Source organism: Streptomyces sp. NPDC032091 (assembly GCF_055580265.1).
On record NZ_JBVILR010000008.1, the window covers coordinates 142462 to 155751 of the forward strand.

Here is a 13290-nt window from a genome sequence, read left to right on the forward strand (position 1 = left end):
CCGCCCCGATGGGCGGAAGGCTGTGCCGAAGTGGCCGAGACGCCACACGGCCCGGATGCCCGCAGCCCCGGCCAAGCGGTCCCGGAGGATCCCCTCCGGTCAGCCGGCCCGGCCGGGTACGGGGATGTGCGTCCGGCGGGCATGTGTGCGGTGGGGCCGGGCAGCAGAGGTCAAGCCGGGCTCACCGTGCTCCCGGTGCCGCCCGTCGACGTCAAGACCATCAAGGGGTGAAAAGATGAAGGGCTTCCGCAGCTTCATCCTGCGCGGCAACGTGGTCGACCTGGCGGTCGGCATCGTCATCGGGGCAGCGTTCACCGCCGTGGTGAACGGCTTCGTCAGCGCCTTCCTGACCCCCTTGGTCGGGCTGGCCACCGGGGCCACCGGCGACACGAGCCGCAAGACCTTCACCGTCGGCACCACCACGTTCCCCTACGGCGCCTTCGTCAACGCGGCGATCAGCTTCCTCCTCATCGCCGGCGCGCTGTACTTCCTGGTCGTGCTGCCGATCAACAAGCTGCACGAACGCCTCGCCCCGCACCAGGACGTCCAGGCCCCGAAACGCGACTGTCCCGAATGCCTCAGTCCCGTACCCGCCCAGGCCCGACGGTGCGCCTCCTGCACTGTCGCGCTGCCCGCCGTACCCGCACAGGCCGGGGATACGACCCAGCGCCTCTGATGGCCGATCCCCCTTGACCATCACAGCCCGACAGCCGCAGGGCTTGACCTCAAGTCGGCTTGAGGTAGCAGGCTTTCGCCATGGACACCAGCGAGATGCAGCGACAACTACAGGCCCTGACCGACCGCGCGGAGATCACCGATCTGATGGACCGCTACCTTCGCTCCCTGGACGACGGGATCTTCGACGAGGCGTGGGCCCGGGACTTCCACATCGAGAACGTCACCGCGGACATGCCCGTCGGCACCGTCCATGGCCGCGCCGCCCTGTTGGCCCACATTCAGCGCGCGATGGCACTGTTCGACCGAACCGTCCATCTCGGCACCAACAACATCATCGAGGTCCACGGCGACCGCGCAACCGTCCGCGGTGCGCAGCTGAGCACCCCCGTCCTGGCCGGCGACCCCGGCAACGTCTTCGTCTCCGCCGGTCACACCGAGACCGAACTGGTCAGGACCGCCGCCGGCTGGCGGATCCTCGCCTCCGCACTTCGGGTGGTCTGGACCCAGGGCACCCCTCCGCAGCTTCCGGACGACCTGACCCCGGCCCCCGCGACCCAGGTGTACTGACCGAAGGTCTGCCCCGGGCCCCTGGACGTCAGGAGCCCTGGGCGGTGTGCCGTCGCGGGTTGGTGGGGCGTCAGGCTCCGGCTGGGTCCGAGGGCCGCCGGGGGCGCCCCCGTTCGCCCCGTACCGCTGCCAGTTCCGCCCGTGCCTTCGCCGTGTCCGGGTGCGCCGGCCCCAGGATGCGGGTCCGGTCCTCCACGACGGACGTCAACAGCCTGATGGCCTCGTCGGTGCGTCCGGCCTGCCGGTACGAGGAGCCGAGGTGGTGACGGGCGGTGAAGGTCTGAGGATGGTCCGGTCCCAGGGCCCGGACGCAGGCCGCCAGGGCCTGCTCTCCGACGGCGATGGCCTCGGCGAGGCGCCCGACGAGCCGGTAGGACGCCCCGAGGCCGCCCTGGGCGGTGAGGCTCTGGGGGTGCTCGGGGCCCAAGAGCCGACTGCGGGCAGCCAGGACCTGCTCCCCGACGGTGACGGCCTCCTCCAGGCGCCCGGCGAGACGGTAGAAGGGGGCGAGGTTGCCGTGGGAGAGCAGCGTGTCCGGGTGGTGTGGGCCCAGGAGCCGGCGGCGGGTGGCCAGCACCCGCTCCCCGATGGCGATGGCCTCGTCGTTGCGGCCCGCGCCGTGGTAGGAGAAGGAGAGGTTGCTGAGGACGGTCAGGGTCTCCGGATGCTCCGGGCCCAGGACCCGCACCTTGTCGGCGACGGCCTGCTCCTCCATGGCGATGGCCTCGTCGAACCGCCCCGCCTCCGAGCGGCAGCCGGCGAGGCTGGTGCGGGCGGCGAGGGTCTCGGGATGGTCGGGGCCGAGGATCCGCGTGCGGTCGGCCACCACCCGTTCCAGCAGGTCGCTGGCGTCAGCGGTGCGCCCGGCCTGGTGGTAGGCCGCTGCGAGGTTGCTGCGGCTGGTGAGGGTGTCGGGGTGGTCCGGGCCCTGGATCCGCTCTTTATCGGCGAGGACCCCTTCCCCGAGGTCGATGGCCTTGGCGGTGTGCCCGGTCCGGTGGTAGGCCGTCGCGAGGTTGCTGCGGCTGGTGAGGGTGTCGGGGTGGTCCGGGCCGAGGATCCGTACCCTGTCGGCGAGGACCTCCTCCCCGACGTCCATGGCATCGTCGAAACGCCCGGCCTCTTGGTAGGCCGCGGCGAGATTGCCGCGAGCGGTGAGGGTCTGGGGGTTGTGGAGGCCCAGAAGGCGCGTGCTGTCGGCCACCACCTGTTCCAGCAGCGTAACGGCCTGCGCGACGTCTCCGGCCTCCTGGCGGGCGAGGGCGAGATTGCCGCGGGCGGTGAGGACCTCCGGGTGCTCCGGGCCCAGGAGCCGCACTCTGCCGGCGAGGGCCTCCTCTGCGAGGCCGATGGCCTCGGCGGAGCGTCCGACCTCCTGGAGGACCACGGCGAGGTTGCTCCGCGCGGTGAGGGTGTCGAGGTGGTGCGCGCCCAGGACGCGCGCGCTGTCGGCCGCCACCCGTTCCAGCAGGGAGACGGCCCGGGCGATGTCTCCGGCCTCCTGGTGGGCCAGGGCGAGGCTGCCGCGGGCGGAGAGCGTGTCGGGGTGGTCGGGGCCGAGGACGCGTGTGCGGTCGAGCACCACCTGTTCCAGCAGCGTGACGGCCTGGGCGGCGCGACCGGCCAGCAGGTGGCAGATGGCGAGTTCGGCACGGACGCCGATGGTGTCGGGGTGGTCGGGACCCAGGGTGCGGACGCTGTCGGCAGCGAGCCGATCCAGCAGGGCGAGGGCCTCCCCGGTCCGTCCGGCGTGTCGGTGGCAGGAGGCGAGGACGCGGCGCGCGGTGAGCGAGTCGGGGGCGTGGGCCAGTACCTCCCCCAGCAGGGAAGCGGCCTCGTCGGTATGGCCCATGCGTACGAGCAGGGCGGCGAGATCGGTGCGGGCGGTCAGGGCCCTGGGGTGGTCGGGGCCCAGGACGCGTACCTGGTCGGCAGCCACGTCCGTCAGGAGGCCGACGGCTTCGTCGCCGCGCCCGACCTGCCAGTAGGACGAGGCCAGGTTGCCACGGGCCATGAAGGTCTCGGGGTGGTCGGGGCCCAGGACGCGCGCGCTGTCAGCCGCCACCTTCTCTTCCAGGCGGATGGCCTCGTCCGTTCGCCCGACCCGGAAGTACGACAGGGCGAGGCCGGCCCGGGCCGTGAGGCTGTGGGTGTGGTCGGGGCCCAGGAGCCGTACGCGGTCGGTGAGTACCTGTTCCTTGACGGCCAGGGCCTGCTCGTTCCGTCCGGATTCGTGGTACGAGTCCGCGAGGTTGCCGAGGGCACCGAGCGTGTGGGGGTGGTCGGGGCCGAGGATCCGTCGGCAGTCGGCCGCCACCTGTTCGAGCAGGGCGACGGCGTGGGCGGTGCGCCCGGCCTTCCGGTGGGCCAGGGCGAGGTTGCCCCGCGCCACGAGGGTCTCGGGGTGGTCCGGGCCGAAGCGCCGCGCGTTGTCGGCCACCGCTCGTTCCAGCTGCGGCACGGCGTCGGTGGTGCGGCCGGCCCGCTCGTGGCAGACCGCCAGGACGCCCCGGGTCGTGAGGGTGTCGGGGTGGTCGGGGCCCAGGAGGCGCTCGTAGTCGGCGAGGAGCCGCTCCCCGATGGCCACCGCACGGTCCGGGTGACCGGCCTGTTGATGGGCGAGGACGAGGTTGCCGCGGGTGGCCAACGTATGGGGGTGGTCGGGGCCCAGGAGCCGTTCGTGGTCCGAGAGGGCCCGCTCCCCGGTGGAGACGGCGTCGTCGAAGCGTCCGGCCTGCCTGTACGCGACGGCCTGGTGGGCGCGGGCGCGGAGCGCATCGGGGTGGTCGGGGCCGAGGAGACGCCCGCCGTCGAGGGCCAGCTGGTTCCAGTGGGCGGTGGCGGCGGCCAGGCCGGCTTCGAGGAGGCTGGTGCCGTAGCGGAAGAGCAGGCCGTGGGCGTGGGGTTCGGCCTTGTCGAAGTGCCAGAGGAGTCCGCCGGCGTGCCCCCGCAGCGCTTCGGTGTTGGCCCTCAGGACGATGGCCAGGGCGTGGTCCTGGTGCTCCTCCCCCGGCCACAGGGCGAGGAGCCCGTCGGCGGCCGTGTAGTGCGGGCGCTCGCCGGCGGGGGTGGTGTCGAGGGTGGCGCGGGCGGTGAGCGCGTGGATGGTGACCTGCCGGTTCGGTTCCTCGGTGAGGGTGAGGAGGCTGTAGTTGTGCAGGACCGCCAGGGCGTCGAGCGCGTCCTCCTCCGGCACCCGTCGCACGGCACCGCGCCCGTCCTCGACCTCGGCGCCCCCGCCCCCCACCGCTCCGGCACGGGCGCGGGCGAGGTGCTCCAGCACCGGCGCGGTGGCCCACAGGGCCTCCGGATGGCCGGCGGGGTCGAGGAGCGAGGCCAGGACCAGCGCGTCCACGGTGAGCGGATCCTCCTGCCGGACGGCGTCGAGGGACAGCAGAAGGGCCACTGCGACGGACAGGTGGTAGCCGTCGACGCCGTCGCGCCCCGGTAGGGCCTCCTCCAAGGACTGGCCGCGCTCACGGAACGACTGGAGGTACCGGCTGCTGCTGCGCCGCCGCTGGATCATGTAGGCGGCGGCGTAGGCGAGCGCCAGGGGCAGGTGCCCGAGCGCCTCGGCGAGGTCGGCGCTCCCGGCGTCCAGCAGGTGGGAACAGCGGGCGGCTTCGAGGCGGTCGCGCAGGTAGGCGGCGGACTCGGGAGCCGAGTAGACGCCGATGTCCACGAGTGCGCGCCCGGCGTCGCTGGCCGCGGCCCCCCGCAGCCGGCTGGTGGCGATCACCCGTCCGCGCCCGCCGCGGCTCGTGGCGGGCCACAAATCGCCGAGGGTCTGGTCGGTGATGTTGTCGAGGACGATCAGCCAGGACCTCTCGGTGGTGGCGAGCCAGGCGAGGAACGCGGCCGCGTCCTGCTCGACGGTCTCCGGCTGTCCGCCGACCCCGGGCACCCGCACCTTCACCGCGGTGCCGGCGTACGCCTCCAGCACACCGGCCGGCCGTGTGGCGTCCACCCACATCACCAGGTCGGTGCCCTCGTTGATGGCCCGGCGGGCGTAGTGTGCCGCGAGCTGGGTCTTGCCGACCCCGCCCTGGCCGGCCAGCACCTGGGACAGGACGACGGTGCCGGACCTCTCCCGCGCGTCGTCGATGACCCCGCACACCTCGGTTCGCGGTTGGAATGCACTGGGTTCGGGTGGGAGATTGCCCTCCAGGACCGGCCATTGGACCGGGCCCTTCTTGGCTTCGACCAACTCCAGGTCGGGCATGGTCCGGCGGTCGCCGTGCCGGGACAGGAGGTCGGCGAACCGCGGGATCCCGAACAGGGGGTGGATCGGCTGGGCGTGCAGGCGGCGCTGCCCGAGGGCCGGGTCGGCCAGGGTGACGACACCGACCAGCCGCCCCTCGCAGAAGACGGCGCTGCCCGAAACCCCCGCCCACGGCGACGCGCCGTTGCGTCCCCTCCGGCTCCGGCGCTCGGGCCAGATCGGTGTGTCCAGGACCCATCCCCCGCCGGTCCTGGAGGTACCGGCCGGGGGCAGGTCGCCCCGCAGGTGCTCCACCTGCGGTTTCCCGCCGTCGTCGGCGAACGACGGGAAGCCCAGGCCGTCGTACGACAACAGCGCGGCCCCGGCCGGCCGGCCCCACCGCACGGGCGCGGAACCGCCCAGATCAACGGGCTCGTCCAGCCATAACAGCGCCACGTCCACCGTGTCGGGAACCTGGTCGCCGGGAGTGGGCCAGCAGACGCGGACGTCTCGCCGGTGCAGCAGCTCCGTGCTCAGGACCGGATGCCCGACGCGCACGCTCAACCACGGTTCGGAGCCGCGCACGACGTGCAGGCTCGTCAGGACCAGCCGGGGCCCGATCAGGTAGCCGGTGCCGTTCGGTGCGTCCCCTACGCGGATCAGTACCAGTCTCCTCGGGTCCATGTCACTCGTCCCAGGGCTGGGGCTGCGGCGGCTCGGACGGCTGAGAACCGTAGGCGGGGTCAGGCGACCCGGCGTGCGTTCTGCGGCCCGAGGAGCCGCGCTCGACCCGCCAGGGCACATCGGAGCCGAGGGCCTCGTCCAGGACGTTCAAGGTGAGGGTGAGCCTCTCTCGACGGACGGCCCCGCGCGCCCCTCCGGCCTCGGCCTCGCCCTTCGCACCGAGCGCGCCGACGGACACCTTCACCTTGCCGGCGCCGTCCCGCCGGAACTCGACCTCCAGCTCCAGCTCCGCCTTCTCCACTTCGAATCTCAACTGCTGCTGCGCGCCGTCGGTCTGCGCCTGGTACAACTCCGACCGCAACTGCCGCAACGCTTCACTGAGACTGATCTCGTCCATCCGTACCGTCCCCACCCATCCGTGCCCGCCCCACACCGTGGTGAGCGCGGCGCACAACCGATCCGGCCCGCCCACGACGGCCTCAACAGAGCGCCTCCTCAAGGGAGAAGAGCCCGGAGGGCCGTCGACGCGCACCAGTCTGCTGGCAAATGAGGGCGCTCGTCCCGGGAACGGCCAACTGTCCACTCCTGCCGGTCCGGTGGCACCGGCGACGAGCATGCGCTCGTCGAGCCGAGAGCTCGAACGAGATGGCGCCGGGCCGCTCCCGCTCGCTGGAGATCGCCGGCTTTGTCGACCTCATCGGTGCGGTGAGCATGGACTGGGACGCGGAGCAGTCCCCCGACACGTGCCAGGCGAGGCCCCCCTGACGCGGTAACGGGGCGACGTCCTCGCCGTTCCCCCTCGCTTCCACGTGCTTGCGCCAGCCGGACGGCGGAGACCACGAAACCCCCACTCGGCAAGCTGCCTCCTGCGCCAGCCACCGTTCGCGGTCTGCGCGGCGTATACCTCGTCGGGCGAGGGCGCGGTGGCTGTGCCCGCTCGCTGCGCGACCCGGGGATGACGCTGCCTCACCCGGCACGGCAGGCGGCGTCACCACAGGTGAAGGAAGCTCCGGGCGTCGTCATAACCGTCGAGGGCCCGTCCGTCCACGTCCGTCGGGTCGGCCTCGGCCCGCGCCGCCAGCGACTTCGCCAGCGCGAGGGCCTCATCGCTGAGCCGCCCGAAGCGTCGAGCGGTATGTCCCAGGCACAGGCCGGCCAGCCCGAGCAGTGGACTTCCCGACACAGCCCGCGTCCCGACCTGCATGCACCAGTGCTCGACGAACTCCGCGTCGTCGTCGTTCAACGCGGTGCCGACCAGGACGCCCGCCGCCTCGCCCTCCGCCGAGCGGTCACGCAGAGCCCGCTCCATCATCTTGACCACCGCCTCGTGAGGCAGAGCCGGAGGGTTCTCGAAGCTCAGATGAGAATGCACCCGACGAGACTACGCGGACCGCATCCGAGATCCGCCTGCCGCCGCCCCGTCCGGCAGGACGGGGCACTGCATGCCCACCCACGCTGTGCTGTGCTGTGCTGTGCGCCAGTGGAGACGGGGCGGATGGCGAACCCACCGCTGAGGGGCATCCGGCTGCCTATCACACCGCCGCCGCCATGGTTACCGTCACCCCGCCCGGCTTCCCGGTCCTGGTGCCCGGCGAAGCCACCGGCGACCCCCGACGGCCGCCTCCTGCGCTACCTGGGCGCACTGGAAGCGTTCGACCGCGCCTTCCCCGGCTTCCGCAGCGAAGCCCACGACATCACCGTCGACCCGGCTACCGGCGACTACCTCATCGAAGTCGCCCGCGAACCGTGGCCCGCCCGCGATCTCCACCCACGCCCGGCCGCGCACCCGACGCGCGCTGATCCCAGCGCCCCGGCGCCTTCTTCTCGCCCCCGGCAAAAACGGCCGCCGAGCCGTACGCGGCCCCGGTAGGGGCGATCGGAACAGCACCGCATGTACCCGTGCCCTGCCGCGTGGCAGGGCACGGGTACGTCATTTCTGAGCGGGCCGCGCGACCAGCCGGCGCCAACCGGCCCTGCTCTACCCGGCAGGCTCCCACTCCTCGGGTCCGCCGCCTCTCCACTCCACGAAGCCCGTGTCGGTCAGGTCGACGTCCTCGGCGTCCTCCAGGCCGGCCTCGGCCAGAAAGACGCGGATGTCGGCCGGGCGGTGGGCGACTCCGATGGCGACGCCGTCGTACCGCACCCGACGCCAGCCGTTCTTGTCGGGCGGGTAGACGACCAGCTTGGCGGGCATGAGCCCAGCCTCCGGCGGCCCGGCTCCGGCGGCATCCGCCCGCGCCCGAATGGGTGGAGCCGCCGCACCAGGGCTCCGCGCCATCAGCGGGGCCGGGTCGGTACCCGTTCCTCAGCCCGGGTACCGCCGGGCAGGTCGGCTCGCTGCGCGTCAGTCCAGCTCGTCGGTCCTGGTGAGGGCGGGCGGCCAGTTCGCGGGGATCTCGTCGGTCTGCGGGGCGTAGAGCCGCAGGGTGATGGTGAACTTGCCGCTGGTGGGGATGGGGAGCCAGTTCGTCTTGGGCAGGGAGCCGTCGTCGGGCGCGACGGCGCTGAGGTAGAGGGTGGTCGCGCCGGTGCCCGGGGTGGCCACCGGCTCGGCGAAGTGGCCGACGGCGTAGATCTCGGCCGGGTTGGCCACCAGGAAACTGTCGGCGTCGTAGGCGGTCAGCGACCAGAACGCGTCGACGGGCGGCAGCTGGCCGGCGGGGAAGGTGAGGGTGTAGCGGATCGGTGCGCCGGTGCCGTCGGTCGAGGGGCCGCCGGTGCTGGGGTAGAGGGCGTCCTCGGGGAGGTTGGCGGCCAGGCCGAACATGGCGATGTAGGCGCGCTGCACGTAGTCGGTGCCGTAGTAGCCGATGTCGGTCTTGACGAAGGTCCAGCCGTTGATCGGCTCGGGCCCCTTGTGCTGGGTGATGATCTTGAGGCCCTCCTCCTTGGCCCGGTCCAGGACCTGGGCGTCGGGCAGCCTCGCGGGGTCGTACGGGTAGACGCCCAGCTCGGCGAGCGTGGCGCTCATGGCCGGGTCCGGGGGATTGAGCGGGGTGACAGGCAGCAGATCGATCATTCGGGCGAAGAACTCGGGACCGCTGAGGGCATTGATCTGCTCGGAAGGCGGAGCGGTGGAGACGGCGGGGTCGTAGCTGCCGTCCGGCGGAACGAAGGTGCCGTGGTCGGGCCAGGCGCTCAGCGGCAGCAGCCGCATCAGGCTCTGGTACTCGGTGACAGCGCTCACCTGCTCTCCGTCCGTGCCGAACAGTTCGATCCGGCCCATCAGCCAGACCGTGTCGGTCCCCATCGGCACGTGGTACACGTCGTCGGGGAGATCTCCCTTCCAGTCCGGCCCGGTCAGCGCGTAGGCGTAGACCTCGGCGCCGGAGGACGGATCGGTGGTCGGGGTGCCGAGCGGGGTGATGCTGCTGGGCGATTTGAAGGACGTGTTCGACCAGGCGTCCATCAGCTGCATCAGCCAGTAGCGGCCCTCGTCCATGACCGGCACCGCCAGCACCATCGGCTCGGCCGCCAGGTCGATCCACGCCTGCGAGTAGAGCGTGTCCACGTTGGGACGCACCACGTCCTTCGACTCCGGCGTGGGCGGCGCGTCGTACTGACAGAACTGGTTGGTGGGCGCCTGTGTGGCATTCACCTTCACGGTGTTGGTCTGTAACCGGCGGGTCAGCTCCATCATGATCAGCGCGTAGCCGAAGACGTAGACGTCCGTCGCTGCGGCCTGCGCGTGGTGCTGGGGGTGGGGGTGGGGCTTTGAGGCCATGCCGTGATCCCTTCCGGTATGTCGGATCGGTGACGCTAGTGGCCGGTCCGTGCACGCCGCAGCGACAGATCAAGCCGATGTGAAGGGCCGTCACAACTCACTCCTGCGTCCATCGACTCGGGTCCGGCATGGGCGCCGGGTCGGCTGGGGCGGTCGCGCTCCGGCGCGTCCCGGGGCTGACGGCAGGGGGCGGCCCGGACCGTGGCACGTGTACGCGTGCCACTCCCCCGGAGCGGTCACCGCCTGCTCCACGCGCCTTGCCTGCCGGAACCCCTTGGCGGGGTCGATGTGGCGGCAGGTGACCGGGCGGCCGGCGCGCAGCAGGGACCGGCCGGGCTGCGGCAGCGCGGTCGGTCTTGCCGGCCGGGCCGGGCCGATCGCGGTGGTGCAGGTGGCGTGGACCGTGACGGTCGAGGTCATCAGGCCGTGTGGGGCGGGGCCGGTGTTGAGCCAGGACGCGGACCAAGCGGGCCACGGGCGCAGGCGTGGCAACGGTCCCGGGAGGCGTTGGCGCTGTTCGTCGAGGGACGTCACCGCTCCTACGACAAGACGCCTGGCGCGCCTTCGTCCCCGGCCCGGGTCAAGGCGGCCCTTCTGAGGAACTGCGGGTCACGGCCGAGGCGTGGTGGACACACCGGCCAGTGCTGGCCCGGGAAGTCGGGGGGCGGCTTCCCGGGCCAGCGTCGCGGTACCGCGGGGGAGCGGTATGCATGCCGTGCGACACCAGAAGGAACGATTCCCCAGCCGGAAAGTCACGCCCGCCACTGCAACACCGGTGCCGCCACCGCCGCTCACACCGCGTCCTCCGCGATCTGCGGGTCGCCGTTGGGTGCGTTCTCCACGACGTAGTGGAAGCACCCCTGCGGGGTCGCGCCAGCGGCGGCGTGCGCCTCGCCTTCGACAGTAACCCGCTGCCCGCCGGGGTGGTTAGGCCTGGCACACCCCCGACCAGCGTGAAGGCGGACACCGCATGACCCCCACCAGCTGCTCCCCCGTCGTCAAGGGCCTGCTCGCGGCAGCGCTCACCATGGCCGTCACCGCCACAACCGGCACCGCGGCGACCGCTGCCGGCGACGACGGCTGGAAGGGAGCAGGCGGCCTCACGCTCAACAGCGCCGACAACGCCAAGGTCGACGCGTACCTCGACCGGGCCCGCCAAGCCGAGAAGACGATCAGCACCGACGTACGCGCCGCCGCCCAGATCTCGGGAGCCGAGCTCATCGGCTTCGACCAGCGCCTGAAGTCCCCGGACTCACTCAAGCGGAAGGTCGCCACCTCCCTGCAGGACAACCCCCAGCAGGATGTGGACACCGTCCTCGGCAGGCTCACCGACGCCGTCCGCTACACCCTGCAGTGGCCCGACGGTCGCTACACCACCGGCGTGACCCAGGCGTCCGCCGTTCTGACAGCCTGGGGCAACGACAGCACCAAGTGGTCCAACACCTGGGGCCGCAGCAGCGGCTACAGGGGCCTCAACACCGGCTGGCGCGCCACCCGTTCGGGCCAGCTCTACGAAATCCAGTTCCACACCCCCGCCAGCAAGCACGCCCAGGAAGCCACCCACCTCCTCTACGAGGAGCAGCGCCTGCCCTCCACCAGCCCCGAGCGGAAGAAGGAACTCCAGGCCCAGCAGGACGCCCTCTTCAACGCCGTCCCCGTCCCCGACGGAGCCGACCAGCTCACCGCACCCGAAATCACCACGGTTCCGGCAGCCGCCACCAGGGCTGAGTCCGCGGCCGTCTGAAGCATGCGGGCCTCAGGACCGGGTGCTGCCTCGGGTCTTCGGCGCGGCGGGCGGGTGGGTGGAGGCGAGCGGGCCTGTTGGCGTACCGGGGTGTCCGACGTTGGTCGCGGCATGGGTGGTCGTGGTCCTGGTGAGCTGATCACCATGGCGGAACTCTACAAATTTGTGATCATGAATCGATTGATCATCCCCCTCATTAGGCGCTCTCTCGCTTGACACAGTGGTGACACAGCCAGTCCGGCCAACTGTCGAATCACCACAAGGGAGAACCGTCATGGGTACGGGTATCACCGGAGTTGCCGTCACCGGCCTGGGGGCCACCACGCCGCTCGGCGGCGACGTGGAGGCCACCTGGCGGGCGATGCTGCGCGGCGAGAACGGCATCCGCGCCATCGAGGAGGAGTGGGCCGCGACCCTCCCCATACGTATCGCCGGACGGGTGCGGCGGGAGCCGACCGAGGTGCTGGACCGGGTGCAGGCACGGCGTCTGGACCGGTGCGAGCAGCTCGCGCTGGTAGCCGCTCGTGAGGCGTGGGCGGACGCGGGGCGTCCGCAGGTGGAGCCGGAACGGCTCGCCGTGGTCGTCGGCACGGGTACCGGCGGGGTGCTGACCCTGCTCGGGCAGGACGACGTTCTGGAGGCGTCCGGGGTACACAAGGTCTCCCCGCACACCGTTCCGATGCTGATGGCCAACGGTCCGGCCGCCTGGGTCTCCATCGACCTCGGCGCACGCGGCGGCGCGCACACCCCGGTCAGCGCCTGCGCCTCCAGCGGGGAAGCGTTGTCACTCGCCCTGGACCTGATCCGGCTGGGGCGGGCCGACGTGGTGGTGGCCGGCGGTGCGGAGGCCTGCGTTCATCCGCTGCCGTTGGCCGCGTTCGCGCAGGCCAAGGCCCACTCGACGCGCAACGACGATCCGGCGGCGGCCTCCCGCCCCTTCGACACCGGCCGCGACGGCTTCGTCATCGGCGAGGGCGCGGGGCTGCTCGTCCTGGAACGAGCGGAGTTCGCGGCGGCGCGCGGGGCGCGGGTGTACGCACGGCTGGCGGGGGCGGGGGTGACCTCTGACGCCCACCACATCACCGCCGCCCACGCGCCGGGACAGGTACGCGCGATACGGACGGCGCTGGCCTCGGCCGAGCTCGCCCCCGCAGACGTCGCGCTCGTGCACGCACATGCGACGTCGACGCAGGCGGGCGACGTCGTGGAGGCGCGGTCGATCGCCGAGGCGGTGGGCACGCACCCTGCGGTGACGGCGACCAAGTCCATGACGGGGCACCTGTTCGGGGCGGCGGGCGCGGTGGGCACCATCGCGGCGGTGCGGGCGGTGTACGAGGGAGTCGTCCCGCCAACCCGGAACCTGGAGTCCCCGGACCCGGAAATCGGCCTGGACGTGGTCACGGACGGTCCCCGCCGGATGCCGGTGCCCGCCGCGCTGGCCAACGCCTTCGGCTTCGGCGGCCACAACGCGGCGCTGCTCTTCACCTCCGCCTGACCGTATCCCCACTCTCCAAGCGCCAGCCTCAGACGCGTCCGCGCCGGCGTCTGGGCCGGCTGACACCCTCACGGCAAGGGACAGGTGCGCGGCCATGGCGTGCAGGTCGGTGCCCCCGGCGGCCGCGTACGGGAAAACTCCCACGCCGCCGCTGAGACTCTGGCCCAGTACGCCGGTTCCCCTTTCCGTGTTGCTCT

At 72.3% G+C, this 13290-nt stretch carries 9 protein-coding genes; 4 read left to right on the forward strand and 5 right to left on the reverse strand.

Annotation, left to right across the window (positions count from 1 at the left end; genetic code table 11):
- Window positions 1–235 precede the first annotated feature (235 nt).
- On the forward strand, window positions 236–676 hold the full coding sequence (gene mscL / locus ACZ5NJ_RS15660; RefSeq protein WP_468765408.1) for a large conductance mechanosensitive channel protein MscL: 441 nt from the start codon (window positions 236–238) through the stop codon (window positions 674–676).
- 80 nt (window positions 677–756) lie between these two features.
- Window positions 757–1245 carry a nuclear transport factor 2 family protein gene (locus ACZ5NJ_RS15665; protein WP_468765409.1) on the forward strand — a complete coding sequence of 163 codons (489 nt, stop codon included), beginning with the start codon at window positions 757–759 and terminating at the stop codon, window positions 1243–1245.
- A gap of 70 nt (window positions 1246–1315) precedes the next feature.
- Here the strand turns inward: ACZ5NJ_RS15665 and ACZ5NJ_RS15670 are convergent, their stop codons facing one another.
- The 5 genes from ACZ5NJ_RS15670 to ACZ5NJ_RS15690 all read right to left on the reverse strand — a co-directional run bounded on the left by ACZ5NJ_RS15670 (window position 1316) and on the right by ACZ5NJ_RS15690 (window position 9854).
- Window positions 1316–6130 carry a tetratricopeptide repeat protein gene (locus ACZ5NJ_RS15670; protein ID WP_468765410.1) on the reverse strand — a complete coding sequence of 1605 codons (4815 nt, stop codon included), beginning with the start codon at window positions 6128–6130 and terminating at the stop codon, window positions 1316–1318.
- A gap of 1 nt (window position 6131) precedes the next feature.
- Window positions 6132–6527, reverse strand: a complete 396-nt coding sequence (locus tag ACZ5NJ_RS15675; RefSeq protein ID WP_468765411.1) for a trypco2 family protein — start codon at window positions 6525–6527, stop codon at window positions 6132–6134.
- 591 nt (window positions 6528–7118) lie between these two features.
- A complete protein-coding gene (locus ACZ5NJ_RS15680) occupies window positions 7119–7502 on the reverse strand; it encodes a hypothetical protein (RefSeq protein ID WP_468765412.1) in 384 nt (127 codons plus the stop codon).
- A gap of 606 nt (window positions 7503–8108) precedes the next feature.
- A complete protein-coding gene (locus ACZ5NJ_RS15685) occupies window positions 8109–8324 on the reverse strand; it encodes a hypothetical protein (protein ID WP_468765413.1) in 216 nt (71 codons plus the stop codon).
- 150 nt (window positions 8325–8474) lie between these two features.
- Window positions 8475–9854, reverse strand: coding sequence for a DUF1254 domain-containing protein (locus tag ACZ5NJ_RS15690; RefSeq protein WP_468765414.1), 1380 nt, complete (start codon window positions 9852–9854; stop codon window positions 8475–8477).
- A gap of 970 nt (window positions 9855–10824) precedes the next feature.
- On the opposite strand from ACZ5NJ_RS15690, the gene ACZ5NJ_RS15695 reads away from it, so the two are divergent.
- Together ACZ5NJ_RS15695 and ACZ5NJ_RS15700 are read left to right on the forward strand one after the other, a co-directional pair.
- Window positions 10825–11598, forward strand: coding sequence for an ATP nucleotide 3'-pyrophosphokinase (locus tag ACZ5NJ_RS15695; protein ID WP_468765415.1), 774 nt, complete (start codon window positions 10825–10827; stop codon window positions 11596–11598).
- 274 nt (window positions 11599–11872) lie between these two features.
- A complete protein-coding gene (locus ACZ5NJ_RS15700) occupies window positions 11873–13093 on the forward strand; it encodes a beta-ketoacyl-[acyl-carrier-protein] synthase family protein (protein WP_468765416.1) in 1221 nt (406 codons plus the stop codon).
- Window positions 13094–13290: the final 197 nt, after the last annotated feature.

Bases quoted from the DNA above. Each gene is read 5' to 3' on its own strand.
- ACZ5NJ_RS15665 (WP_468765409.1), top strand. From the start codon at position 757: ATGGACACCAGCGAGATGCAGCGACAACTACAGGCCCTGACCGACCGC.
- ACZ5NJ_RS15700 (WP_468765416.1), top strand. From the start codon at position 11,873: ATGGGTACGGGTATCACCGGAGTTGCCGTCACCGGCCTGGGGGCCACC.
- ACZ5NJ_RS15670 (WP_468765410.1), bottom strand. From the start codon at position 6,130: ATGGACCCGAGGAGACTGGTACTGATCCGCGTAGGGGACGCACCGAAC.
- mscL (WP_468765408.1), top strand. From the start codon at position 236: ATGAAGGGCTTCCGCAGCTTCATCCTGCGCGGCAACGTGGTCGACCTG.
- ACZ5NJ_RS15685 (WP_468765413.1), bottom strand. From the start codon at position 8,324: ATGCCCGCCAAGCTGGTCGTCTACCCGCCCGACAAGAACGGCTGGCGT.
- ACZ5NJ_RS15675 (WP_468765411.1), bottom strand. From the start codon at position 6,527: ATGGACGAGATCAGTCTCAGTGAAGCGTTGCGGCAGTTGCGGTCGGAG.
- ACZ5NJ_RS15695 (WP_468765415.1), top strand. From the start codon at position 10,825: ATGACCCCCACCAGCTGCTCCCCCGTCGTCAAGGGCCTGCTCGCGGCA.
- ACZ5NJ_RS15690 (WP_468765414.1), bottom strand. From the start codon at position 9,854: ATGGCCTCAAAGCCCCACCCCCACCCCCAGCACCACGCGCAGGCCGCA.